Source organism: Dermacoccus sp. SAI-028, assembly GCF_004346775.1.
Taxonomy (GTDB): Bacteria; Actinomycetota; Actinomycetes; order Actinomycetales; family Dermatophilaceae; genus Dermacoccus; species Dermacoccus nishinomiyaensis.
The window spans coordinates 1572944-1598105 of the sequence record NZ_SMFS01000001.1 but is presented as its reverse complement, the minus strand read 5'-3'; the positions used below and the strand labels follow the sequence as shown (position 1 = coordinate 1598105).

Annotated in this window: 23 protein-coding genes and 1 riboswitch; of the genes, 10 read left to right on the top strand and 13 right to left on the bottom strand. The window is 69.9% G+C overall.

Annotated elements, in window-relative coordinates; all coding sequences use genetic code 11:
• Positions 1–46: 46 nt before the first annotated feature.
• Genes sufC through EDC82_RS07345 form a run of 4 tightly spaced genes read left to right on the top strand, consistent with a single transcriptional unit; the run spans position 47 to position 2964 of the window.
• Entirely contained in the window at positions 47–823 is a 777-nt protein-coding gene (gene sufC / locus EDC82_RS07360; protein WP_038568278.1) for a Fe-S cluster assembly ATPase SufC, read from the top strand.
• A 2-nt stretch (positions 824–825) separates the two neighbouring features.
• Entirely contained in the window at positions 826–2121 is a 1296-nt protein-coding gene (locus tag EDC82_RS07355; protein ID WP_115296208.1) for an aminotransferase class V-fold PLP-dependent enzyme, read from the top strand.
• A 1-nt stretch (position 2122) separates the two neighbouring features.
• The gene (sufU, locus tag EDC82_RS07350) at positions 2123–2632 is read left to right on the top strand and encodes a Fe-S cluster assembly sulfur transfer protein SufU (protein ID WP_074045302.1); all 510 of its coding nucleotides are present in this window, start codon (positions 2123–2125) and stop codon (positions 2630–2632) included.
• Complete coding sequence (locus EDC82_RS07345; protein WP_006945372.1) at positions 2629–2964, top strand: metal-sulfur cluster assembly factor; 336 nt, start codon at positions 2629–2631, stop codon at positions 2962–2964. The genes sufU and EDC82_RS07345 overlap by 4 nt, the downstream gene beginning before the upstream one ends.
• A gap of 88 nt (positions 2965–3052) precedes the next feature.
• Here EDC82_RS07345 and EDC82_RS07340 read toward each other — a convergent pair whose 3' ends face one another.
• Positions 3053–3529, bottom strand: a complete 477-nt coding sequence (locus tag EDC82_RS07340; protein WP_083603764.1) for a C40 family peptidase — start codon at positions 3527–3529, stop codon at positions 3053–3055.
• 3 nt (positions 3530–3532) lie between these two features.
• Positions 3533–3718: riboswitch (cyclic di-AMP (ydaO/yuaA leader) on the bottom strand.
• A 115-nt stretch (positions 3719–3833) separates the two neighbouring features.
• Positions 3834–4823: a neutral zinc metallopeptidase gene (locus EDC82_RS07335; RefSeq protein WP_131941059.1), complete on the bottom strand. Its 990-nt coding sequence runs from the start codon at positions 4821–4823 to the stop codon at positions 3834–3836.
• 173 nt (positions 4824–4996) lie between these two features.
• Here EDC82_RS07335 and EDC82_RS07330 point away from each other — a divergent pair, with 173 nt between their 5' ends.
• The gene (locus EDC82_RS07330) at positions 4997–6595 is read left to right on the top strand and encodes an ABC-F family ATP-binding cassette domain-containing protein (protein ID WP_006945441.1); all 1599 of its coding nucleotides are present in this window, start codon (positions 4997–4999) and stop codon (positions 6593–6595) included.
• 9 nt (positions 6596–6604) lie between these two features.
• Positions 6605–8467, top strand: a complete 1863-nt coding sequence (locus EDC82_RS07325; protein ID WP_200829288.1) for an ABC transporter ATP-binding protein — start codon at positions 6605–6607, stop codon at positions 8465–8467.
• Positions 8468–8474: 7 nt separating this feature from the next.
• Here EDC82_RS07325 and EDC82_RS07320 read toward each other — a convergent pair whose 3' ends face one another.
• From EDC82_RS07320 to EDC82_RS07305, 4 genes are all read right to left on the bottom strand, one after another.
• Complete coding sequence (locus EDC82_RS07320; RefSeq protein WP_131941057.1) at positions 8475–9245, bottom strand: SDR family oxidoreductase; 771 nt, start codon at positions 9243–9245, stop codon at positions 8475–8477.
• Between the two features lie 67 nt (positions 9246–9312).
• Entirely contained in the window at positions 9313–10215 is a 903-nt protein-coding gene (locus EDC82_RS07315) for an SURF1 family protein (protein ID WP_131941054.1), read from the bottom strand.
• A gap of 46 nt (positions 10216–10261) precedes the next feature.
• Positions 10262–10528, bottom strand: coding sequence for a hypothetical protein (locus tag EDC82_RS07310; RefSeq protein WP_006945337.1), 267 nt, complete (start codon positions 10526–10528; stop codon positions 10262–10264).
• Positions 10503–10817, bottom strand: a complete 315-nt coding sequence (locus EDC82_RS07305) for a DUF3099 domain-containing protein (protein ID WP_006945365.1) — start codon at positions 10815–10817, stop codon at positions 10503–10505. The genes EDC82_RS07310 and EDC82_RS07305 overlap by 26 nt, the downstream gene beginning before the upstream one ends.
• Before the next feature lie 113 nt (positions 10818–10930).
• On the opposite strand from EDC82_RS07305, the gene fabG reads away from it, so the two are divergent.
• The 3 genes from fabG (at position 10931) to EDC82_RS07290 (ending at position 14455) form a co-directional block, all read left to right on the top strand.
• Positions 10931–11674, top strand: coding sequence for a 3-oxoacyl-ACP reductase FabG (gene fabG, locus EDC82_RS07300; protein ID WP_131941052.1), 744 nt, complete (start codon positions 10931–10933; stop codon positions 11672–11674).
• Positions 11675–11743: 69 nt separating this feature from the next.
• The gene (gene fabI, locus EDC82_RS07295) at positions 11744–12505 is read left to right on the top strand and encodes an enoyl-ACP reductase FabI (RefSeq protein WP_131941050.1); all 762 of its coding nucleotides are present in this window, start codon (positions 11744–11746) and stop codon (positions 12503–12505) included.
• Between the two features lie 72 nt (positions 12506–12577).
• Positions 12578–14455 (top strand): Mur ligase family protein, encoded by a 1878-nt coding sequence (locus EDC82_RS07290; RefSeq protein ID WP_235006154.1) that lies wholly within the window; start codon positions 12578–12580, stop codon positions 14453–14455.
• A 105-nt stretch (positions 14456–14560) separates the two neighbouring features.
• Here EDC82_RS07290 and cphA read toward each other — a convergent pair whose 3' ends face one another.
• From cphA to glgC, 4 genes are all read right to left on the bottom strand, one after another.
• Complete coding sequence (gene cphA / locus EDC82_RS07285; RefSeq protein ID WP_115296214.1) at positions 14561–17395, bottom strand: cyanophycin synthetase; 2835 nt, start codon at positions 17393–17395, stop codon at positions 14561–14563.
• 35 nt (positions 17396–17430) lie between these two features.
• Positions 17431–18321 carry a cyanophycinase gene (locus EDC82_RS07280; protein ID WP_074039330.1) on the bottom strand — a complete coding sequence of 297 codons (891 nt, stop codon included), beginning with the start codon at positions 18319–18321 and terminating at the stop codon, positions 17431–17433.
• A gap of 10 nt (positions 18322–18331) precedes the next feature.
• Positions 18332–19603, bottom strand: coding sequence for a phosphoserine phosphatase SerB (gene serB / locus EDC82_RS07275; protein ID WP_115296216.1), 1272 nt, complete (start codon positions 19601–19603; stop codon positions 18332–18334).
• A gap of 106 nt (positions 19604–19709) precedes the next feature.
• On the bottom strand, positions 19710–20963 hold the full coding sequence (gene glgC / locus EDC82_RS07270; protein ID WP_131941048.1) for a glucose-1-phosphate adenylyltransferase: 1254 nt from the start codon (positions 20961–20963) through the stop codon (positions 19710–19712).
• Between the two features lie 62 nt (positions 20964–21025).
• Between glgC and glgA the strand changes: the two genes are divergently transcribed.
• Entirely contained in the window at positions 21026–22237 is a 1212-nt protein-coding gene (glgA, locus tag EDC82_RS07265; protein ID WP_074039327.1) for a glycogen synthase, read from the top strand.
• A gap of 64 nt (positions 22238–22301) precedes the next feature.
• Here the strand turns inward: glgA and EDC82_RS07260 are convergent, their stop codons facing one another.
• The 3 genes from EDC82_RS07260 to EDC82_RS07250 are packed head-to-tail and all read right to left on the bottom strand — an operon-like array spanning position 22302 to position 25073.
• Positions 22302–23063: a hypothetical protein gene (locus EDC82_RS07260; RefSeq protein ID WP_074039325.1), complete on the bottom strand. Its 762-nt coding sequence runs from the start codon at positions 23061–23063 to the stop codon at positions 22302–22304.
• Between the two features lie 25 nt (positions 23064–23088).
• The gene (locus tag EDC82_RS07255; RefSeq protein ID WP_115296219.1) at positions 23089–24375 is read right to left on the bottom strand and encodes an MFS transporter; all 1287 of its coding nucleotides are present in this window, start codon (positions 24373–24375) and stop codon (positions 23089–23091) included.
• A 56-nt stretch (positions 24376–24431) separates the two neighbouring features.
• Entirely contained in the window at positions 24432–25073 is a 642-nt protein-coding gene (locus tag EDC82_RS07250) for a GntR family transcriptional regulator (RefSeq protein WP_006945364.1), read from the bottom strand.
• Positions 25074–25162 lie beyond the last annotated feature (89 nt).

The following is a 25162-nucleotide window of genomic DNA, read 5'->3' as shown; positions in this document are numbered from 1 at the left end:
TGGCGCCAGCGCACCCACCAACTTTTCGAACGAAGGACGAAACACCATGTCTACGCTTGAGATTCGCGACCTCCACGTCACCGTCGAGACGGAGAACGGGACGAAGGAGATCCTCAAGGGCGTCAACCTGACGATCAACTCGGGGGAGACGCACGCCATCATGGGCCCGAACGGCTCCGGCAAGTCGACCCTCGCGTACTCGATCGCGGGTCACCCGAAGTACACGATCACCTCCGGCACCGTGACGCTCGACGGCGAGGACGTTCTCGCGATGGACGTCGACGAGCGCGCCCGCGCCGGCGTCTTCCTCGCGATGCAGTACCCCGTCGAGGTTCCCGGCGTCACCGTCTCCAACTTCCTGCGCACCGCGAAGACAGCCGTCGACGGCGAGGCGCCGAAGCTGCGCACGTGGGTCAAGGACGTCAAGGACGCCATGGGCAACCTCAAGATGGATCCGGCGTTCGCCGACCGCAACGTCAACGAGGGCTTCTCCGGTGGCGAGAAGAAGCGCCACGAGATCCTCCAGATGGAGCTGCTCAAGCCGAAGATGGCGATCCTCGACGAGACCGACTCCGGCCTCGACGTCGACGCGCTGCGCATCGTCTCCGAAGGCGTGAACCGCGCCAAGGCGGAGACGAACTGCGGCGTCCTGCTCATCACGCACTACACGCGCATCCTGCGCTACATCAAGCCCGACCACGTGCACGTGTTCGTGAACGGCCGCGTCGCCGAGGAGGGTGGCCCCGAGCTGGCCGACCGTCTCGAGGCCGAGGGCTACGACCGGTACGTCAACGCGGCGGTCGGCAGCGAGGTCAAGGCCTGATCATGGCTGACGTTTCGTTCGACGCGGCGCGCGTGCGAGAGGATTTTCCCGTGCTCGCGCGCCGCGTCCGCGACGGCAAGCCGCTGGTCTACCTCGACTCCGGCGCGACGTCGCAGAGCCCCGAAGCCGTCATCACGGCCGAGGGTGATTTCTACCGGACGGTGAACGCCGCGGTGCACCGCGGTGCGCACCAGTTGTCGGAGGCGGCGACGGATGCCTACGAGGCGGCTCGTGCCACGATCTCCGGCTTCATCGGTGGTGAGGCCGACGAGATCGTGTTCACGAAGAACGCGACGGAGGCGCTCAACCTCGTCGCGTACGCCTTCAGCAACGCAGGTTTCGACGGCGCGCTCGACGGCGTCGACCCGGAGCTGGCCGAGCGGCTGCGCATCGGCCCGGGTGACGAGATCGTCATCACGCCGATGGAGCATCACGCCAACCTCGTGCCGTGGCAGGAGCTCGCGCGCCGCACGGGCGCCACGCTGCGCTGGTGCGAGATCACCGACGACGGCCGCATCGACCTCGACTCGATGCGGGCGACCGTCGGCGAGAAGACGAAGATCGTCGCGTTCTCGCACGTGTCGAACGTGCTCGGCACGATCAACCCCGTCGACGAGATCAGCGCGATCGCCCGTGAGGTCGGTGCGTGGGTCGTGCTCGACGCGTGCCAGTCGGTGCCGCACATGCCGGTCGACGTGCGCGAGCTCGACGTCGACTTCCTCGCCTTCTCCGGCCACAAGATGCTCGGCCCCACCGGCATCGGCGTGCTGTGGGCGAAGAACACGACGCTCAACGCCATGCCGCCGTTCCTCACCGGCGGTTCGATGATCGAGATCGTCCGGCTCGAAGGCTCGACATACGCGCCCGCGCCGCAGCGCTTCGAGGCGGGCACGCCGAATGCGGCACAGGCCATCGGTCTCGCCGCAGCGTGCGACTACCTCGACGCGCTCGGGATGGCGAACGTCTTCGCGCACGAGCAGGATCTCATCACCTACGCGCTCGAGGGCTTCGCGGCCCGGCCGTGGACCACCGTCCTCGGCCCCCTCGATGCCGCTTCCCGCACGGGCGCCGTCGCGTTCACCGTCGACGAGGTGCACCCGCACGACGTCGGCCAGATCGTCGACGACGCCGGGGTCGCCATCCGCACCGGCCACCACTGCGCGTGGCCGCTGCACCGGCGTCTCAAGGCCGTCGCGAGCAGCCGCATCAGCTTCAACGTGTACTCGACCCGCGAGGACATCGACGCGTTCTTCGCGGCGCTCGATCGCGTGCCGAGCATCTTCGGACTGGAGGTCTGAGATGGATCTGTACCAGGAACTCATCCTCGATCACTCCAAGCACCCGCAGCACGCGGGGCTGCGCGAGCCGTTCGGGGCAGAGAGCCACCACGTCAACACCTCGTGCGGCGACGAGATCACTCTGCGCGTCGACGTCGAGGGCGAGGGTGACGACGCCGTCATCAAGGACGTCAGCTACGACTCGATCGGTTGCTCGATCTCGGTCGCGTCCGCGTCGATGCTCGCCGACAACCTCGTCGGGCACACGCTGCGCGAGGCGCAGGAGGTCTTCGGCGCGACGCGCAGCATGCTGACGAGCAAGGGCAAGGACGCCGGCGACGAAGAGGTCATCGGTGACGCGATCGCGCTCGCCGGGGTCTCGCAGTACCCGGCGCGCGTCAAGTGCGCGCTGCTGTCGTGGTCGGCCCTGCAGGATTCGCTCGGCAAGCTCGGCCTCGACCTCGCCGGGAGCGCCGCGAACAGCACGAACAGCGACACCACCGCCAGCAGCGACAAGGAGATCACGGCATGAGCGAGACAACCACCCCGCCCGTCGAGTCGGACGTCGAGGACGTCAAGGAGGCCCTGCGCGACGTCGTCGACCCCGAGCTCGGCATTAACGTCGTCGACCTCGGCCTCGTCTACGGCATCACCGTCGACGACTCCAAGCACGCCGTCATCGACATGACCCTGACGTCCGCGGCGTGCCCGCTGACCGACGTCATCGAGGAGCAGGTCGCGACGGCGCTCATGGACGTCGTCGCCGGCCACTCCCTCAACTGGGTCTGGATGCCGCCGTGGGGCCCGGACAAGATCACCGACGACGGCCGCGAGCAGCTGCGCGCCCTCGGGTTCAACGTCTGAGCCACCGCTACCGTACGACGAAGCCCGCCACCTCGATGGAGGTGGCGGGCTTCGCCGCGCTGTGCGGCGTGCGTCAGGATCGAACGGATCAGACGCGGCCGAAGCGGTAGGAGGAACCGGCGCGCGCGAGCTGCACACGAGAGCCGGGTCGCGGTGCGTGCCAGACCATGCCGTTGCCGGCGTAGACGGCCGCGTGGTAGGCGTAGCCACCGGAGGTGAGGAACGCAAGGTCACCCGGGCGAGCCGAAGCGCGCGAGACGCGGTACGAGGCTCGGTACTGCTGGTTGGCCGTGCGGGGGATCGAGCGACCGACCTGGCGGTAGCTCCAGCTCGTCAGACCCGAGCAGTCGAAGCGCCACGGGCCGGCCGCACCGTAGACGTAGGGGGCGCCGCGTCGGGACGAGGCGCTGGAGACGACGCGGCGAGCGCTCGCCGAGGTGACGGAGGCGCTGGCGGACGAGGCGGTGCCGACCGAGACCGCGCCCAGCGCGGAGGTGGCGAGGGCGGTGCCGACGGCGACCTTGGACGTGTTTCCCAGGAACGAGCGGCGGGACATGTTCTTCATGTCGGATCTCTCCAGGAGCGCTTACGAGGCATGACCTGTCGGGTTCGAGATCCTAGATTCTCGGCCGGCCTGAGCCGGCTTCACCCCAAGAGCCACCAAGGTGGCTCGGATGCTGGGTGCACCGCTCCCGTCGCTCCGCGCAATGCGGTGATACCTGGCCTTCGTGACGGGACTCAGCGACGAAGCAGGGCCGCACCGACGTCGGTGCGGCCCTTCAAGATTACCATCGGCTCACGGTCGGAACAAATTGAGCGTGCAATCACTTTTGGTCAATTTTCCGACCCGTCCGAGCGTTTTCACGACCTCACTCGACGCTGTCGACGTTGAACGTGTCACACGAGTTGAGGTCGCCCTTCTCGTAGCCGGTCATGAACCACTTCTGCCGAGCCTCCGACGAACCGTGCGTCCAGCTCTCCGGCGTGACGCGACCCTGGGCCTTCTGCTGGATGCGGTCGTCACCGACGGCCGACGCCGCGGACAGCGCTGACTTGATGTCGTCGTCGGTGACCGGCTTGAGCAGCGTGTTGCCGTTCTTGTCCTTCGACTCCGTCGCGTGGGCGACCCAGATGCCGGCGTAGCAGTCGGCCTGCAGTTCGGTACGCACCGAACCCGATTCGGCACCCTTCGGATCCTGCTGTGCGCGGCCGAGGGCACCGAGCAGGTCCTGCACGTGGTGGCCGTACTCGTGGGCCACGACGTACTCCTTCGCCAGGGCGCCGCCATCGGCACCGTACTTGTTCGTCAGTTCTTGGAAGAAGGCGGCGTCGATGTAGACCTTGCGGTCGGTCGGGCAGTAGAACGGGCCCATCTGCGAGCTGGCCGTACCGCAGCCCGAGGACGTCTGCCCGCTGAAGATCACGGTCGGGACGTTCTCGTACTGCGTCCGGCCGTTCGTGAACTTCGGCAGCGCGCTGCCCCAGTAGTCCTGCACCGCGTTGACGGTGCCGACGATGCGGCAGGTGTCGTCACGGTTGGCGTCCGCACCCGTCTTGCACTGCTTGATCGCCTGCGCGACGGAGTCATTCGAACCCGACACGTCCTGCGTGTCCTGGGCATAGCCGTTGAGGCCTGAGCCGTACGAACTGCCCGATGAGCCGGTGCTGCCGCCGCCCGAACTGTCCGGCCCGCCGGTGAGGTTTCCGCCGAAAAGAGCGAAGATGAGCATGAGGATGAGACCGCCGATGCCGCCGACGACCGGGCCCCCGCCCATGCCACCGCCTCCGCCACCGAAGCCACCTGAACCGCCCGAGGTCACCTGCGAGGTGTCGAGCTGCGCGTTGTCGTTGAACGTCAAGAGAGCCTCCGTCTGTCGAGGCGGACGCTGCGTCCGCCTCCCACCATCTCTCGTAGAATACGTGGGTTGGCTTCCCGCCGCAGCGCCCTCGCCGCTGCGCGTCCCGACGCCGCCCCACACCGCCGTCGGCCCACCTCGACGCACCTGCCGCCCCTGAAGGAGCGATTTCACCCGTGATCACCGCCGAAGGCATCGAACTGCGCGCCGGCTCGCGCATCCTGCTCGAGAACGCGACGTTCCGTGTCGCCCCGGGCGACCGCGTCGGCCTCGTCGGGCGCAACGGAGCCGGCAAGACGACGCTGACGAAGGTGCTCGCCGGAGACGGCATCCCCGCAGCGGGCCGCGTCGTCACCTCCGGCGAGGTCGGCTACCTGCCGCAGGATCCACGCACCGGCGACCTCGACGTCCTCGCCCGCGACCGCATCCTGTCCGCGCGCGGCCTTGACGCCATCGCGCGCGACCTGCGCACCGCCGAGACGAACATGGCCTCCGAGGACGACGCCGTGCGCGAGAAGGCGATGAAGCGCTACACGCGCCTCGACGCCGAGTTCACCGCCGCCGGCGGGTACGCCTCGGAGTCGGAGGCCTCGTCGATCGCGAGCAGCCTCGCCCTCGACGAGCGCATCCTCACCCAGCCGCTGCGCACGCTCTCGGGTGGTCAGCGACGCCGCATCGAACTCGCGCGCATCCTGTTCTCCGGCGCGCAGACGCTGCTGCTCGACGAGCCGACCAACCACCTCGACGCCGACTCGATCCATTGGCTGCGCGACTACCTCAAGGCGTACAAGGGCGGGCTCATCGTCATCAGCCACGACGTCGAACTGCTCGACGCCGTCGTCACCAAGGTCTTCCACCTCGACGCCAACCGCGCCGAGCTCGACCAGTACAACGTCGGCTGGAAGGCCTACCTGCAGGCGCGTGAGCAGGACGAGAAGCGTCGCAAGCGCGAGCGTCAGAACGCGGAGAAGAAGGCCGGAGCGCTCATGGCACAGGCCGACAAGATGCGCGCGAAGGCGTCGAAGGCGACCGCGGCGCAGAACATGGCCAAGCGCGCCGAGCGCCTGCTCGGCAGCCTCGAGGGCGAGCGTCAGCAGGACAAGGTCGCGAAGCTGCGCTTCCCGAAGCCGTCGCCGTGCGGCAAGACGCCGCTCATGGCCGAGGGGCTCTCGCGCTCGTACGGATCGCTCGAGATCTTCACCGACGTCGACCTCGCCATCGACCGCGGCTCGAAGGTCGTCGTCCTCGGTCTCAACGGTGCCGGCAAGACGACGCTGCTGCGGATGCTCGCCGGCGTCGACGCACCCGACACGGGCCGGATCATCGCCGGCCACGGGCTGAAGATCGGCTACTACGCGCAGGAGCACGAGAACCTCGACGTCGAGCGCAGCGTCCTCGACAACATGAAGTCCGCCGCGCCCGATCTCGGCGAGACCGAGGTGCGCAAGGTGCTCGGCTCGTTCCTGTTCTCCGGCGACGACGTCGAGAAGCCAGCCGGCGTGCTCTCCGGTGGTGAGAAGACGCGCCTGTCGCTCGCGCTGCTCGTCGTGTCCGCGGCCAACGTCCTGCTGCTCGACGAACCGACGAACAACCTCGACCCGGCCAGCCGCGAGGAGATCCTGGGCGCGCTGCGCGGCTACGAGGGCGCGGTCGTCCTCGTCAGCCACGACGACGGCGCCGTCGAGGCTCTCGAACCCGAACGCATCCTGCTGCTGCCCGATGGCGTCGAGGATCTGTGGGGCCCCGACTACGCCGACCTCATCTCGCTGGCCTGAGGAGCTCACATGTCCATGGGCGCCGGCTGGCAGATGATGCGCTCGATGTCACGCGACTCGAGCGTCAAGGATCAGCGTCTCGCCCCCGGCACGGTGCGCCGCGTGGCGGGCTACGCCCGCGGTTATCGCCGCACGATCGCGGCGTTCCTCGTCCTCGTCGTGCTCGACGCCGTCATGGTCGTCGCGTCACCGCTGCTGCTCAAGCACATCATCGACGACGGTGTCGTGCCGCGACATCGCGACGTCGTCGTGTGGCTCTCACTCGCCGTCGCGCTCGTCGCCGTGCTCAGCGCGGGCGTCACGATCACGCAGCGCTGGCTATCAGCGCGCCTCGGCGAGGGTCTCATCTTCGACCTGCGCGCCGACGTGTTCCGCCACGTGCTCGCCCAACCCATCGCGTTCTTCACGCGGGCGCAGACGGGTGCCCTCGTCACGCGCATCAACTCTGACGTCGTCGGTGCGCAGCAGGCGTTCACGACGACGTTGTCGACGGTCGTCAGCAATGCCGTGAGCCTCGTCGTGCTGCTCGTCGCGATGACGTCCTTGTCATGGCAGCTGACGCTGGCCGCCCTTGTCCTCGTGCCGTTGTTCCTGCTGCCGACGCGCTTCCTCGGCCGCCGTCTGGCCGGTCTGACGCGCGAGCAGATGACGTTGAACGCCGAACTCGGCGCGCGGATGACGGAGCGGTTCAACGTCGCGGGTGCGCTGCTCGTCAAGCTCTTCGGGCGCCCGGACGAGGAATCGGCGCAGTACGACGCCCGCGCCGCACGCGTGCGCGACATCGGTGTCTCGATCGCCGCGCAACGCAGCATGTTCCTCGTCGCGCTCACCCTCATGGCCTCCCTCGCGACCGCGCTCGTCTACGGCCTCGGCGGGGTGCTCGCGGTCGACGGCGCGATGACGGTCGGCACCCTGCTCGCGCTCGCAGCGCTGCTCGGGCGCCTGTACGCACCACTGACGGCGCTGTCGAACGTCCGCGTCGACGTCATGGCCGCGATGGTCTCGTTCGAGCGCGTATTCGAGGTGCTCGATCTCGAACCGCTCGTGCGCGAATCACCCTCCGCCCGGGCGCTTCCTGACGGGCCACTGGGCGTGAGGTTCGACGACGTCACCTTCGCCTACCCGGACGCCGACGTCGTCTCGCTCGAATCCCTCGAGGCGAACGTGACGGGGGACAGACGCGGGGGAGAGGACGTGCTGCGCGGCATCGACCTCGACGTGCCCGCCGGGGCGCTCGTCGCGCTCGTCGGGCCCAGTGGCGCAGGCAAGACGACGCTGACGAACCTCGTGCCGCGTCTGTTCGACCCCACGTCCGGTGCCGTGCGCGTCGGCGGGCTCGACCTGCGCGAGGCGAGCCTCGCCTCCGTCCGCGACCGCATCGGCGTCGTGACGCAGGAGGCGCACATGTTCCACGACACCGTGCGCGCCAACCTCCTCTACGCCCGTCCCGACAGCACCGACGACGACCTGGAAAGCGCCCTCCGTGCCGCGCACGTGTGGAGCCTCGTCGAGCGGCTGCCGCTCGGGCTCGACACCGTCGTCGGCGATCGTGGACACCGCCTCTCCGGCGGGGAGAAGCAGCGCCTCGCCATCGCACGGCTGCTGCTCAAGACGCCCGACGTCGTCATCCTCGACGAGGCGACCGCGCACCTCGACAGCGAGTCAGAAGCCGCGGTGCAGGCGGCACTCGCGAACGCGCTCGTCGGGCGGACGTCGTTCGTCATCGCCCACCGCCTCTCGACGGTGCGCGACGCGGACGTCATCGTGGTCCTCGAGGCCGGCCGCGTCGTGCAGACCGGCACGCACCGGGAGCTGCTCGCCACCGGTGGGCTCTACGCCCAGCTGCACGCGACCCAGTTCAAGGAGGACTGAGCGCGCTTCAGAGCGTGCGCAGCGCCCCGCCGTCGACGGGGATCGCGATGCCCGTGAGGTAGGACGCGGCCGGGCTCGTGACGAACGCGGCGACGCGGCCGAACTCCTCCGGCGTGCCGTAACGCCCCAGTGGGATGCCCGCCTCGGCCTTCGCCTTCGACGCCTCCGCATCTCCCGTACCGGCGTCGAGGCTCTTGACGCGGTCGGTGTCGATGCGCCCCGGCAGCAGGACGTTGACGCGCCCGCCGCGCGGGCCGTACTCGTCGGCGAGGGTCTTGGCCGCCATCGCGAGGCCTGGACGCAGCCCGTTGGAGATGGCGAGGCCCGGGATGGGCGACTTCACTGACGACGACAGCACGAGCGTCACCGCCATGCCCGAGGCGGGGTCGAAGGGCGTGTCGAGCACGGCGCGGGCCATGCGCAGCCCACCGAGGAAGACGCTCTCGAACGCGTCACGCCACTGCTGTTCGCTCGTGTCCTCGAGGCGGCCGGCGGGCGGGCCGCCGACGGAGATGACGGCGCCGTCGAGGCGTCCGTAGGCTTCCTGCGCCGTGGCGACGAGTCGCTGCGCAGCAGACTCGTCCGCGAGGTCGGCGACGACGGCGCGCACCCCCGCGGGCGAGTCGAGCCGCGCGGCGGCGTCGTCGATGCGCTCCTGATCGCGGGAGGCGATGACGAGGTCGGCACCGTCAGCGGCCAGCGCCTGCGCGCTCGCGAAGCCCAGGCCCGACGAGGCACCGGTGACGATGTAGCTACGGCCGTTCAGTCCACAATCCATGTCACCATCGTGGCACGTCCGGCGCGTGTGCGGAACACGCCGCCCGCCCCTCGTGAAGGGGACGCGCTCAGGCGTCCTCCTCGTCCCAGATGCGCTGCTTGCGCGGGCGGGGTTTCTTCGCGGGCTTCTTCGTCGGGCGCACGGGTGTCGTGGATCCGGTCTCTGTGAAACCTGTCGCCGAGGCGCTGTCACCGCCTGCCTCGGTGTCATGCGCCACCGGTGCCTCGTCCGCCAACTCCAGCGAGTCCAGGTACTCACGGCGTGCACGCAGCAGGACGAAGGCATACCCGGCGATGGCACCGAGCCACCACTGCAGCGCGTAGCTGAGGTTGATGCCGGCCGCGGAACCCTGCGACGGCCGGTCGAGCGCGGCGGGCCGCGGCGGTGTCGAGCCGTCGGCCAGCTTCTCCGAACGCATTCGAACGTACCCCTGCGCGAGCGTCGCGCCGGTGGCACGCTCCACGTCTGCGACGGAGATCGATGAGACCTGACCGTTCACCTCGGCGCGGCCCAACGACTTCTCGCTCGGGCGGACCCAGCCCGTCAGCGTCACCTCGCCCTTCGGTGCCTGCGGGATCGACGCGGGGCGCGCCGCGGTCTCGCCGTTCGCGACCCACCCGCGGTCGACGACGACCTTCATCCCGTCGACCTCGAACACGCCGAGCGTCTCGTATCCGAAATCGCCGCCGGGGCCGGGGCGGTTGCGCACCAAGAGTGGTTCGCCGACGTAGTGGCCGCGCCCGGTGACCTGCTTCCACTCGTCCGACTTCGCCGGCGCCCGCGAGGTGCTCAGCTCGCGGCTCATCGGGGTGGGGGTCGCGTCATAGTTGGCGTCGATGCGGTTCTGGACCGTGCTCTTGTCCTCCCAGCGCCCCCACTGCCAGAACCCGGCAATGACGCACAACGTCGCCCACAACGTGGCCACGAGGAGCCAGGTCAGCCAACGTCGGGTCGTGAGAAGTCTCAGCACCGCACCAGCCTATCGACGGGCGCTGAACGTCGCGTGGGCGGCCGCCTCAGCCGTCGGTGGCGCGCAGCTCGGCCGGCCGCACGGTGTCGCGGTGGAAACCGCGCATCGACAGGAACTCGCGCAGTGTCGGCTCGTGCTCGTCGCAGGCGAGCCACACCTTGCGCCGCTCGGGCGTGTGCAGCGTGGGGTTGTTCCAGCGCAGCGCCCAGGTTGCCTCGGCGCGGCAGCCCTTCGCGCTGCAGCGCAGCGCCGGAAATGCGGTGCCGGGTTCGTCACCGGGGGCGGAATCAGCGAGGTTCGCGCGCAGATCCATGGATCTCCTTGTGTGGCACCGGTGGTGGTGTGACGGCGCCCATCGTGTCGATGCGACGCTTGCCCGTCGCGTTCGCGAAGACGACGGCGACGTACGGCAGGATCGCGGCGAGGGCGAAGAACACGAGGCTGAGAGGGCGAAGGGGTGACCAGGTGAGGACGGCGGCGATGAAGCACACCGTCCTGATGCCCATCGAGATGAGATAGCCGCGAATGCGGCGGCGCTGATCGTCCTGCGCCGATTCGGGCAGGCTCGTGGCCGAGAGCCGTCGCTGCCCCTGATCCGCCATGGCCTCACTGTATTCGAGGGCCCCCGGCTGCCCGAAACGCCCCGGATTGGTCTACCCGGGGGTAGTCGATAGCGTGCGACGAAGAACACACCGCCCCATCCCGGAAGGTCCGCATGCCCACCTCGCCCGAGACCACCAGCGCCCCGTCGCGCCGCCGCACCGTCCTCGTCACCGGGGGCAACCGCGGCATCGGGCTCGCCATCGCGCGACGCTTCCAGGCGCAGGGGGACGCCGTCGTCATCATGTCGCGCTCCGGTGAAGACGTCGAGGGCATCCCGGCCGTCACGGGTGACGTGACGAACTCCGAATCGGTCGACGCGGCGTTCGCGAAGGCCGCGCAGATGGTCGGCGGGCCGATCGAGGTCGTCGTCGCCAACGCGGGTATCACCGACGACGGCCTGCTCATGCGCATGAGCGACGACTCCTTCGAGAACGTCGTCGACACCAACCTCGCCGGCGCCTTCCGCTGCGCTCGTGCGGCGTCGACGGGCATGATCCGGCGCAAGGGCGGGCGCATCATCTTCGTCTCCAGCGTCGTCGGCCTGTTCGGCTCCGCGGGCCAGACCAACTACAGCGCGTCGAAGGCCGGGCTCGTCGGCCTCGCCCGCTCCATCGCGCGTGAGCTCGGCGGGCGCGGCATCACCGCGAACGTCGTCGCGCCCGGCTTCATCGAGACCGACATGACGGCCGCACTGCCCGACGAGCGTCAGGCGGCGTACAAGGCGACGATCCCGGCGGGTCGGTTCGCGCAGCCCGACGAGGTCGCCGCGGCCGTCGCGTTCCTCGCCTCCGACGACTCGGCCTACATCAACGGCGCCGTGATCCCCGTCGACGGTGGCCTCGGCATGGGTCACTGACCGGCGGCCACCCGCCAGTCACCCGCGCACGCATGCCCCCAGTTCCCGCACCATCACGAAAGGCCGGCCATGGGTCTGCTCGAAGGCAAGAAGCTCCTCATCACCGGTGTCCTCATGGACTCCTCGATCGCGTTCCACGTCGCGCGCATCGCGCAGGAGGAGGGCGCGCACGTCGTCCTCACGAGCTTCGGGCGCACGATGAAGATCACCCAGACGATCAGTCGGCGCCTGCCGCAACCCGTCGAGGTCGTCGAACTCGACGTGACGAACACCGAGCACCTCGACACGCTCGCCGAGCGTCTGCGCCCCCTCGTCGGCGAACTCGACGGCGTGCTGCACTCGGTCGGCTTCGCGCCCCAGGGCGCGTTCGACTTCATGAGCGCGACGTGGGAGGACGTCTCGACGGCGCTGCACGCGTCCGCGTACTCGCTCAAGGCCCTGGCCGCCGCCTGCGAACCCCTCATGTCGCCGGGGGGCGCGATCGTCGGGCTGACGTTCGACGCGAAGTTCGCCTGGCCCGTCTACGACTGGATGGGCGTCGCCAAGGCGGCGTTCGAGTCGACCAACCGCTACCTCGCGCGCGACCTCGGCCCCAAGGGGCTGCGCAGCAACCTGGTCGCTGCCGGCCCGATCCGTACGACCGCCGCGAAGTCCATCCCGGGCTTCGAGCAGTTCGAGCAGACCTGGGACGAGCGCGCGCCGCTCGGGTGGAACGTCGGCGACCCGGTGCCCGCCGCGCGCGCCTGCGCGGCGCTACTGTCCGACTGGTTCCCGGCGACCACCGGCGAGATCGTCCACGTCGACGGCGGCGTGCACGCGATGGGGCAGTAGGACCAGGGCCGGCCTCGTCCAACCCGTGTCCCGTGGGTGCGCCCCGCTCGCCGGACGCCTACGCTTTCGCCCATGACTCCTGAACCGGCGCACGCGCGAGTCGAGTTGCTCGGCAACCGTGTTCTCGATGGCCCCAACCTCTACTTCACCCGTCAGGCGATCAAGACGACCCTCGACCTGGGGGCGTGGTGCGCGGCCCCCGAGGAGACAGTCTCCGCTGCGTTTCGGGCCCTCGATTCCCGCCGCCCCAAGATCGGCGAACCAGGCGGGCCCGTGCGCGACCGGTGCGTCATGCGCCTCGCGGAGGTCGTGACGCGTCAGATCGCTCAACTGAGCGGCACGGGCCGTCTTGGCGTGCGCGTGCGCCACGGGGAGGAGCCGGGCGAGTACGTCGTCGCCTTCCCGTGGAACCGGCGCGAACGTGGCCGTGCACTGGGGCGCGCCATCGCGCGTGCCCTCGACGATCTGCTCGACACCGAGCGCGCGAACGGCGCCTGTGTGCGCGCCGCCGCCGACGTGAGAGACGCCGAGCAGGGACCGCGCGAGACGCTGCCGCGGCCGCGCGTCCCCGTCATCTCGATCACCGGCACGAACGGCAAGATGACGACGACGCGCCTCGTCGCGCACATCGCGATGACGGCCGGGCGCACGACGGCGTGGAGCTCGACGGACGGCGTCCTCGTCATGGGTGAGCACATCGAGCACGGCGACTACTCCGGCCCGGCCGGCGCACAGGCCGTCCTCGCGACGCCGGGGCTCGAGGTCGCGGTGCTCGAGACCGCGCGCGGCGGGTTGCTCAACCGCGGCATGGGCGTGCCGTACAACGACGTCAGCGTCGTCACGAACGTCACGTCCGACCACCTCGGCAGCGGCGGCATCAACACCGTCGACCAGCTCGCCGAGGTCAAGGCGATCATCACGAAGGTGACGCGACCCTCCGGCTGGTGCGTGCTCAACGGCGACGACCCGCGCGTGTGGGCGATGCGCGTCGGCACCCCCGCCCAGCTCGTCGCGTTCACTCTCGACCCCAACGCCCCCTGCATCCGCGAGGTGCGCGCGGCGCGCGGCAAGGCGTTCACCGTCATCGACGGCTTCATCGCGTGCATCGAGGATGGCGGCATCGACATGCTCGTCAGCCTCGACGACGTACCGATGACGCTCGCCGGGCTGTCGCGCCACAACGTCGCCAACGCGCTCGCGGGAGCAGCGGGGGCGCTCGCGCTTGGCCTGCCGCGCAGCGCCGTCGTCCAGGGCCTCAAGACCTTCGCGCCCGACGCGACGCTCAACCCGGGGCGCATGAACGTCTACAGCCTCCCGCTCGGGGCAGATCAGCAAGCGAGCGTGATCGTCGACATGGCGCACAACGAAGGTGGCCTCGAGGCCCTGCTCGACGTCGGCCGCGGCCTCGTCGCGCCCGGCTCGCGGCTGCTGCTCGGCCTCGGCACCGGCGGCGATCGCAGCGACGAGATCCTCGTCGCCCTCGGCGAACTCGCCGGGCGCGGCGCCGACGTCGTCCACGTCGTGCACAAGGAGCACTACCTGCGCGGTCGCACGATGGAGGACCTCGAGAAGCACCTGCGCGATGGGCTGTCGCATGTGGGCGCGCACGCGGAGGCGAGCCACGAGACCGAACTCGACGGTCTGCGTGGCTTGCTCGACGTTGCCCACGACGGTGACGTCGTCGCCGTCATGACGCACAGCCACCAGGCCGAACTGCACGCGTGGCTGCTCGAGCACGGCGCGACGACGGACGGCCCACGCGAGATCCGCCGCAAGGTGCGGGCCGCCCGCGGCAGCGGCGACGCCCCCATCGATTCGGTGCCCGACGAGGCACGCGACGACGTCCGTATCGCCATCGACGCGCTCGAACGAGCGGCGTCGCACGACACGTCACCGAGTGTCTTCGGCGACATGGCGACGAGCCTCAAGGCACTGCTCGAGTCGCCCTGACGGCACGCTCGCCGAGGCGACCGGAACACGGACGAGCGCCCGCCACACGACAAACCCCGGCTGCGATCACACAGGATCGCGGCCGGGGTTCGTCGTGTGCCGGCGTCAGCTGCTGGGCAGGAGTTCGTCGATCACGTCGTCCTCGGGCGACTCGAACACGGCGTCGCGGCTGAAGTCGGGGTCGCCGGGGTGAGCGGCCTCGTCGGCGTGGGCGCCGGGCGTCGCGAGATGCGTCAGGTCCTCGAGCGCGGCCATGACACGGGCGTGCTTGTCGGCACAGATGACGACGAGGTCGCCGGCGCGCGCTGAGTCGATCGCCACCTGCGTCGCCTCGAGCTCGTCGAGCACGGTCTCGACGCTCGCGGCGCGTGCCTCACCCGAGTCGATCGCCTGCTGGGCACCTTCGGCGACGAGGGCTGCGGTCTCGCCGGGCGCGCGGCGCCGCAGGTTGTCGTCCTCGCGGATGATGACGTGGTCGAACCACTTCGCGGCCAGTTCGCCCATCTCGCGGATGTCCTGGTCCCGTCGATCCCCGGCGGCGCCGACGACGACGGTGCGCTGCACGCGCGTCGACTTGTTCTTGCCGGCGACGTAGCGGTCGACGAACTCGCCGAGCAGCTGCAGACCGGCCGGGTTGTGGCAGTAATCGACGAACACCTCGGCGTGGTCGACCTCGATGCGGTTGAGGCGGCCGGGGGAGAGGTAGTAGCTCGTCGTGAACGTGCGCAGCCCCTGGCGGATGTCGTGCAGCGGGGCACCCGCGGCGAACGCGGCGCCGGCCGCGGCGAGGGCGTTGGCGACGTTCATGCGCGCAGCGCCGTTGAACGTGCTCGGCAGCAGGTGCGTCCACGCGAGCTGCATGGAGCGTCGGCCCTGCTTGAGGACGATCATCTCGCCCTTGTCCGTCGGCTCGAGCACGACGGCGCGGTCACCACGCACGCAGCGCTCGTCGATGAACTGGCGCACGCGACTACCGGGCGCCTCCATGGAGAACCACACGATCGTGCCGCGGCACACGCGTCGCATGCGGCGCACGTACTCGTCGTCGGCGTTGAGGACGGCGAACCCGTCGCGCGGGACGGCCTCGACGATGACCTGCTTGACGTTCGCGAGATCTTCGAGCGAGTTGATGCCGCGCATGCCGAGGTGGTCGCTCTGGATGTTGGTGACGACGGCGATGTCGTTGCGGTCGTAGCCGAGGCCCTCGCGCAGGATGCCGCCGCGTGCCACCTCGAGCACCGCGAAGTCGACGCGCGGGTTCTGCAGCACCATCTTCGCCGACTTGGGGCCGGAGGCATCACGCGTGATGAGCAGGCGTTCGTCGATGACGATGCCGTCGGTCGAGGTCATGCCGACCTTCTTGCCGAGGCCCTTCATGATGTGCGCGAGCATCCGCGACGTCGTCGTCTTGCCGTTCGTGCCGGTGACGGCGACGATCGGCACGCGCGAGGGTGAGCCGGGCGGAAACAACAGGTCGACGACCGGCTTGGCGATGAACTGCGGCTCACCGACCGTCGGGTGGGTGTGCATGCGGAAACCCGGCGCGGCGTTGACCTCGCAGATGGCGCCGCCGGTCTCACGTACAGGGACGGTGATGTCGGGGCAGATGAAGTCGATGCCCGCGACGTCGAGGCCGATGAGGCGCGCGGCCTCCTCGGCGATCTCGACATTGTCGGGATGCGCGTCCATGGTGCGGTCGATCGAGATGCCCCCGGTCGACATGTTGCCCGTCAGCGCGAGCTTCACCGTCTCGCCCTCGGGCACGACGGCGTCCATCGCGTAGCCCTGGTCGGCGACGAGGTCGCGGGCGGCGTCGTCGACCTTGATCTTCGTCAGCACCTTCTCGTGCCCGTAGCCGCGCCGCGGGTCGGCGTTCGTCAGTTCGATGAGCTCGTCGACGGTGTGCTCGCCGTCACCGACGACGTGCGCGGGCACACGTTCGGCGATGGCCGCCATCCTGCCGTCGATGATGAGGCAGCGGTAGTCCTTGCCGGTGACGAACGACTCGACCTGCAGCACGCCGCGCCGGCTCTGCGCCATCGCGATGTCGTAGGCCTCGCTGACGGCCTCGTCGTCGGTGAGGTCCAGGCACACGCCGCGGCCGTGGTTGCCGTCGAGCGGCTTGACGACGACGGGGAAGCCGATCTCGCGAGCCGCCTGGATCGCGCCCTCACGCGTGCGCACGACCTCCGACTTCGGCACCGGCAGCCCGGCCGAGCCGAGCAGGTCGAGCGTCAGGCTCTTGTCGCACGCAATGTCGACGGCGAGGGCCGACGTGCGGCTCGTCATCGTCGCGCGGATGCGTTGGGCGTGCACGCCCTGGCCGAGCTGAACGAGGGAGGCGCCGTTGAGGCGCGTCCACGGGATGTCGCGGCTGACGGCCTCGTCGATGATCGCCTGCGTCGACGGGCCGAACGCGCGGCGCTGCACGAGGGCGTGGAACGTCTCGAGCGCGGCCTCGACGTCGAAGCCGTCCTCGGGGTGCACGACGTGGTTGACGATGCGCACGGCGAGCTGGCCGGCGGCAATGCCGACGCTCTCCTCGAGGTAGGCGTAGACGACGTTGTAGCGCCCCTCCTCGCCCTTGACTCCGCGCGTCTTGCCGCGGCGCACGTCGTGCCCGGCCTCCTGCTGCAGCTGCAGCGCGAGGTGCTCGGCGACGTGGCCGAGCCAGGTGCCCTCGTGGAGGCGCTCGACGAAGCCGCCCTCCTTGCCACGCGAGCACGAGTGGTGCTGCAGGCCGGGGAAGAGTTCGACGAGGCGATCCGCGAAGCCGGGGATCGCGTGCGTCGGGTAGTACTCGAGCACGCCGAGATCGACGACGAGGTGGATCGCGGGGTCGTAGGACCACACGTTCGGGCCGCGGTAGACGCGCGTGCTGACGATGCGCAGCGACGGCTCGATGGGGCCCGGTGCCTGCGGGATGTCGATGACGGTCATGTTCTGTTCTTCCCCTCGAAACGACGTGGACGCGATCAGTGACGCAGCGCGGCGGCAGCGGTCGCGGTGTCGTGCTGGTCCTTCGCCGCGGTGACCGCGACGTCGGCGTGCTGTTCGACGAAGTCGGTCAGCGTGGCCGTCTCCAGGTCGAAGGTCGCCCCGTAGGGCAGCGAGTGCACGACGGCACCGGTGACGAGCAGCGGCGCGTCGCGGCGTGCCTCGTGTGCGTCCGTCTGCGCCATGCGCGCGTCGACGACGAATACGGCGCCGGAGCCGATGATCGTCATCTCCCGTCCGTTCGTGATCTCCGCGGCGGTGTCCTCGTCGATGCCCATGCCGAGCAGGCTCGGTGAGCCGGCGACGAGGGAGAGCAGGCGCCCGTAACGCGAGCGCTGGTCGAAGTGCTGGTCGATGATGACGCCCGGCACGAGGCCGAGGCCCTGCGTCAGCTGGCTCGCGCGCTGACGGGGCGTCACGCCCTCCTCGCCCATCGAGATCATGAACTGGCTCATGATCGACGCGCCGGCGCTCGTGCCGGCGATGACGGCGCCGCGCTCGTGGGCGCGCAGGATGGCCTTGCCGAGGGGCGTGCCGACGATGAGCTGGCTCAGCTTGAGCTGGTTGCCGCCGGAGATGAAGATGCCGCTCGCGGCGTCGATGCGCTCGGCGAGTTCTTCTGAGGATGAGTCGACGCGCGACTGCGGGTCGACGCTGCCCACGCTCGGGCAGCCGAGGCGTGTGAAGACGGTGGAGTACACCTCGATGACCTCGTCCGCCATCGACGATGCCGTCGGGATGACGACGATGTTCGACTTGCGGCCGCCGGCGAGGCGCACGAAGCGGCGCAGGATGGTCACACGGCCGATCTTGTCCTCGGCGCCGCCGATGATGAGCAGGGAGCGTCGGGGGTCGCTACGTTCAGGCATGCGCCATATGTTAGGCGTCACGCTGCGTCGCCGCAGCGGCGTCCACGTCCGTCGCGTCGAGCATGACGGTCGCACCATCGGGCGTCTCGAGCGCGTCGAGGTCGTCGGCTTCCTCGATGTCGTCGCGGCTGATGCCGAGGAAGAACAGGACACTGTCGAGGTATGGGACGTTGACAGAGGCGTCCGCCTGCGCCCGCACGACGGGCTTGGCATTGAAGGCGATGCCGAGGCCCGCGAGGGCGAGCATGTCGAGGTCATTGGCGCCGTCGCCGATCGCGACGGTGCGCTCCAGCGGCAGGTGCTCGGCCTCGGCGAACGCGGCGAGCGCACGTGCCTTGCCCTCGCGGTCGACGACGTCGCCGAGGACTCGCCCGGTCAGGGCGCCGTCGACGATCTCGAGGGTGTTGGCGCGCGCGTGGTCGATGCCGAGGGAGGCGGCGAGGGGCGCGACGACTTCGATGAAGCCGCCGGAGACGACGCCGACGGTGAAGCCGAGCCGCTTGAGGGTGCGCACGAGCGTGCGGGCGCCGGGCGTGAGGCGGATCTCGGCGCGCACCTCGTCGAGCACGCTCGCGGGTAGCCCCGCGAGGGCCTCGACGCGTTCGTGCAGCGATTCGGCGAAGTCGATCTCGCCGCGCATGGCGCGCTCGGTCACCTCCGCCACCTCGGCCTCGCGGCCCGCGCGGGCGGCGAGCAGTTCGATGACCTCGTCCTGGATGAGCGTCGAATCGACGTCGAGGACGACGAGTCGGCGGCCACGGCGCGCGAGCCCGGCCTCGGCGACGCTCGCGTCACACCCCGTCTCGTGCGAGGCCTCGAGCACCCGGCGGCGAAGCTCGATGACCTCGACGCCCGAGACGTCGAGCTCGATCGCGGTGACCGGCGTGCGCGCGAGGCGGCGCACGCGGTCGATGTTGCCGCCGTGGTGGACGACCTCGGCCGAGATCTCCGCGAGGGCCTCGGCGGGCAGCGTCGGTGCGAGCAGCGTGACGACGGCGCGTCCGGGCAGGCGCACGACGTCGTCGCTCATGCCCTCGGCGAGCGTCAGGGCGAGCGAGCGCAGGCGGGCGAGGCGCTTCATCTCGAGGACGAGTTCGTCGGGTTCGGCTGCGCTGACGAGGAACGACAGCGTGATGCCACCGCCGAGGACGGCCTGGCCGACGTCGACGATCTCGACGCCGAACTTCGTCATCGCGTCGGTGAGCTCGTGGAACAGCCCGGGGGAGTCGGTGCCCTGGAACGTCAGGCCCAACAGGTCGGTGCGGCGCGCGTCGTTGTTCACCCCTCATTCATAGCGTGAAGGCGCCGCGTTCGCATCCGGTGTTCACGACGTGAGGCCGACCCGCGCCCGAGCGCGAATCGGCCTCACCCCCAGGGGCGTAGCTCGATCAGGGGGTCACGACGGTGCCCTTGCCGACGACGACGATGCCGGAGTCGGTGACGGTGAAGCCGCGGGCGCGGTCGGCGTCGTGGTCGATGCCGATGTGGGTGCCCTCGGGCAGCGTCACGTCCTTGTCGATGATGGCGCGGCGCACGATGCACGAGCGTCCGACCTTGACGCCGTCGAGCAGGATCGAGGAGTCGATGTCGCTGAACGAGCGCACGACGACGTTGGGCGAGAGCACCGAGTGGCTGACCGTCGCGCCGGAGATGATGCAGCCGGGGGAGACGATCGAGTCGACGGCGGTGCCGGTGCGCCCGTGGCTGCCATGGACGAACTTCGCGGGCGGCAGGCTCATGCCGGACGTCGTGTGGATCGGCCAGCGGTCGTTGTAGAGGTTGAAGATCGGGTGGATCGAGACGAGGTCCATGTGGGCGTCGAAGTAGGAGTCGATCGTGCCGACGTCGCGCCAGTACCCGCGGTCGCGATCCTCCGCGCCGGGGATCTCGTTGTCCTTGAAGTCGTAGACGAACGCCTCACCCCGCTCGACGAAGGCGGGGATGATGTCGCCGCCCATGTCGTGCTTGCTGTCCTCCAGGTCGGCATCACGTGTGACCGCCTCGATGAGCGCGTCGGTGGAGAAGACGTAGTTGCCCATCGAGGCGAGCACCTCGTCGGGGCTGTCCGGCAGCCCCTGCGGGTCGGTGGGCTTTTCGAGGAAGGCGCGGATGCGCGCCGGGTTCTGCGGGTCGACGTCGATGACGCCGAACTGGTCGGCGAGCGAGATCGGCTGACGGATCGCGGCGACGCTCGCCTTCGCACCCGAGGCGATGTGCGCATCAACCATGTCGGCGAAGTCCATGCGGTAGACGTGGTCGGCACCGACGACGACGACGTAGTCGGGCTTCTCGTCGTGGATGAGGTTGAGGCTCTGGTAGATCGCGTCGGCCGAACCGAGGTACCAGTTCTTGCCGACACGCTGCTGCGCGGGCACCGGCGTCACGTAGTTGCCGAGCAGGGAGCTCATGCGCCACGTCGTGGTGACGTGACGATCGAGGCTGTGCGACTTGTACTGCGTCAGCACGACGATGTGCAGGTAGTTCGAGTTGACGAGGTTGCTCAGCGCGAAGTCGATGAGGCGGTAGATGCCACCGAACGGCACGGCGGGCTTGGCCCGGTCCGCCGTCAGCGGCATGAGACGTTTGCCCTCGCCGCCGGCGAGGACGATGGCGAGAATCTTGGGGCCTCCACGGTTTGGCATGTGACGAGAATATGCCCCGACGTGGCTTCCCTCACACCCCTCGGCGCGGATAACGTTCATGGGTGAGAGTCGACATCCTGACCAAGGAATATCCGCCCAACATCTACGGCGGGGCCGGCGTGCACGTGGCCGAGCTCGTCAAGGCGCTGCGCAGCAGCGGAATCGACACCCAGGTCCGCGCGTTCGGCGAACCGATCGACGAGCCGGGCACGCAGGGCTTTCCCGACCTTCCCGAACTCGCCGACGCGAACGGCGCCCTCAAGACCCTCGGCGTCGACCTGACGATGGTGCCCGCCGTCGCCGGCGCTGACGTCGTGCACTCGCACACCTGGTACGCCAACTTCGCCGGCCACCTCTCCTCGATGCTCCACGGCATCCCGCACGTCGTGAGCGCGCACAGCCTCGAGCCGATGCGGCCATGGAAGGCCGAACAGCTCGGCGGCGGCTACGCGATCTCCTCCTTCATCGAACGCACCGCCTACGAGGGCGCGGCCGCCGTCATCGCCGTCTCCGAGGGCATGCGCAAGGACGTCCTCGCGAGCTACCCGCAGCTCGACCCGGCGAAGGTCCATGTCGTCCACAACGGCATCGACGCACAGGCCTGGGCGCCCGACCGCAGCGACGCCGCCTTCGAGATCGCGCGCCGTCATGGGGTCGACCCCGAGCGTCCGAGCATCGTGTTCGTCGGGCGCATCACGCGTCAGAAGGGCGTGCCGTTCCTGCTGCGTGCGATGCGTCAGGTGCCTGCGAACGTGCAGCTCGTGTTCTGCGCGGGCGCGCCCGACACCCCCGAGATCCTCGCCGAGGTCGAGGGCCTCATCGACCAGCTGCGCGCCGAGCGCGACGGCGTCGTGTGGATTCCCGACATGCTGCCGCGCGAGGAGGTCGTCGCGCTGCTGTCGCAGGCCACGACGTTCGTCTGCCCGTCGGTGTACGAACCCCTCGGCATCGTGAACCTCGAGGCGATGGCGTGCGAAGCGGCCGTCGTCGCAACCGCGACCGGCGGCATCCCCGAGGTCGTCGTCGACGGCGAGACGGGCTGGCTCGTGCCGATCGAGCAGGTGAACGACGGAACCGGTACGCCCGTCGACCCCGATACGTTCGTCGCCGATCTGGCGCGCGCCCTCACCGAGGCGACCTCCGACGTCGAAGAGGCCCGCCGACGGGGTCGAGCCGGGCGTCAGCGCGCCGTCGAGCACTTCGGGTGGGACGCGATCGCCGAGCGCACCCAGCAGGTCTACGCGACGGTGCTCGAAGGCTCCCGTACGGCCTGATACGTCATTGCCGGAGACACGCCGCTCTGAGCACACCGCAACGCGCGATCAACGCTGCCCGTCCTCATCGAGGGCGGGCAGCGTCGTGTGCGAGGCCGATGGCAGCCGCCGTCGCGGCCTGTGCGAGAGCGAGTTCGGCCTCGTCGAGCAGGGAGCGCAGCGTGCGCTCGCGCGCTGCGACGCTACCCGCGTCGAGGCCGCCGCTCGTCGTCAGTGCCTCGTCGAGGGCGGCGACGACGAGGCCGGCCGTCGTGATGATGCGCAGCGCCCGCGGGTGCAGGCCCGGTGGCAACGCCCAGCGCGCGCCGTCGAGGCGTTCGTCGACGCGCTCGCGGGCCGAGGAGCCGAGGAACGGTGCGATCTGCAGGGATTCGAGCACCCCGACATGCGCCAGCAACGCCTCGCGGAAGCGCCGGTCGATGTCGGCCAGGGCGAGTGCCTCGAGGCGGTGGATCGGAATCGGGTCGCTGTCGTGCGGTTCGAGCGTGAGCTTGAGGCCCTCGTCACCGGCCGGCCCGTAATACTCCAGCCGCGGCACGAGAACCCCGCCGAGCGACGGCACGAACAGGCATTCTCCGGCTTCTATCGCAGCCTGCGTCGCGGGTCCGCCGGGCGGCAGCAAACCGCCGTGGAGCCCCGGGCGGGGCAGGTCGACGCAGACGATGCGTTCGCCGAGGTCTCGCCACAGTTCGAGGCGCGGCAGGCCACCCTCGACGGCGTCGACGTCGGGCAGCGCGGCGCCGAGCGCCTCGCTGAGCGGGCGATCGGCGGCGATGGCGTGCGTGGCCCACAGGGCGAGGCGCACGGAGGCAGGCAGTTCGTACACGATCGCCCAGCCTAGTGGCGACAGGTCAGTGCGCCAGAGCCGACGGAAGGTGCTTGCGCGAGAACATCAGGACGACGCCGAGGCTCAGCGCGGCGAGCACGACGCCACCGACGAACATCACGGGGTAGCTCAGCCAGTGGCTGACGACGGCGAGCGCGGCGGGCACGAAGAAGCCGAGGTAGGTGATCGAATAGTAGACAGCCGTCAGTCCCGCGAGGTCCTCGGGACCGGCGATGCGCTGCACCTCCTGCAGGCCGGAGACGAGCAGCATGCCGTAGGCGAGACCGAGGACGGCGGCCGCGACGAGCGCGAGCCACGGGCTGACGAGTCGCGCTGCAAGTGCGGCGATGCCGAGGCCGGGCAGCGTCATCGTCAGGGCGATGATGATGGCGCGCGCGGAGCTGACGTCGTCGAAGCGCTTGCCGACCTGCTGGATGAACAGCCCGCAGCCGAGCGCGACGAGGCACAGCAGGCCCGAGAAGGCGATGCCGAACGAGCCGGTGCGATCACCCATGACGGCGGGCAGCACGGCATAGGCGCATCCCGCGCAGCCGAACACCCACGGCGCCATCGGCAGGACGACGAACAGGAAGCGACGGTGGCCCGCAGCGGGCACGCGCAGGTCGTCGAGGAAGCGTCCCGGCATCTCTTGGGCGGCATGCGTCTCGGGGGCGCGCGTCAGGAGCACGAAGCTCGCCGCCGTGATGACGAGGTGGACGAGGTAGCACAGCTCCGCGGGCAGCGGCGCGAACTGGGCAAGCGCCGCGGCGGTAGCGGCGCCGAGCGCGAATCCGGCCGTCAGGCTGATGGAGGCGCGACGCGCGCCCGCGGCGGCGTCGGCCTCGGCGTCGAACGGCGGGCTCGACAGTTCTTTGATCCACGAGCCGCCGACAACCATGGCGAGCCCGAGCGCCAGGCCGGAGAAGATGCGGCCGACGAAGAGCACGGCCGGCGACCCGGAGCCGACGGCGAGCAGCACCGACGCGATGATCGCGAGGATCGGCGCGGGCAGCATGAGCGGGCGACGGCCCCAGCGGTCGGAGGCCGGCCCGCCGAGCAGCAGCGCTGGCATGATGCCGAGCACGTACGCACCGAGCAGCAGGTCGACGGCGCCCGTCGAGAGCGCGTCGATGTCACGGTAGAGCCCGAGCAGCGGCGTGAACTGGTTGCCACCCCACGCGACGGTGAACATCGCCGCCCCGACCGGCAGCCAGGCGGCCCGCGCGCCCCCGGCGCCGGCGCGCTCGGGGGAGTCGACGCTCGTCGTGACGCGTTCGTGGCTGGTGGTGCGGGTCGGGGTGTCGAGTGACACGCGGGGGCCTTTCGTCGGGTGTGGGTGAGTGGGGTGAACTCGGGTGGGCGAGAGGCTCAGGGGAGCAGCCCGTCGTAGGAGTGGTGCAGGTGCGCCGTCAGCTCCTGCTCGAAACCGGTCGCGTCGCCCGCGGCGACGAGGTCGACGAGACGGGCGTGGGCGGTGAGGACGTCGCGGCAGCGGCGATCGTCCTTCCACAGGATGCGCGCGGCCATGCGGCGCTGACGTTCCCCGAGACGCTCGTAGAACTCGGTGAGGATGGCGTTGCCACCGGCCGCGACGAGGTGGGTGTGGAACACGCAGTCGGTCTCGGTGAAGTCGTCGTGGTCGCCGGTTTCGAGGCTCTGGCGCTGCCGGCGCAGGATCTCGCCGAGATCGATGGCGACGTCGCGGTGCTCCTGCGCCTCGACGACGCTGCGCGCCGCACGCGACTCCACCGCGATGCGCGCCTCGACGACGTCACGCACCTCGCGCGGTTCGACGGCGCGCACGAGCGCGCCGCGCTTGGGGTACAGCGTCATCCACCCCTCGGCCTGCAGCCGGACGAACGCCTCGCGCACGGGGGTGCGGGAGACGTCGAGCAGTTCCGAGATCTCACCCTCGCTGATGAGGGCACCACCGGCGATCGAGCCGTCGAGGATGCGGCCCTTCACCTCGCGGTAGACCGCGTCGGCCGCGGAGATCTTCGGCTCGCTCATGCTCGCTCCTCGTTCGGGTGGTCGATCTGCTGCCCACGGTGGTAAGCGTTCGACGCAACATAGATACAAGTTGTAGCTTACACCGTGTC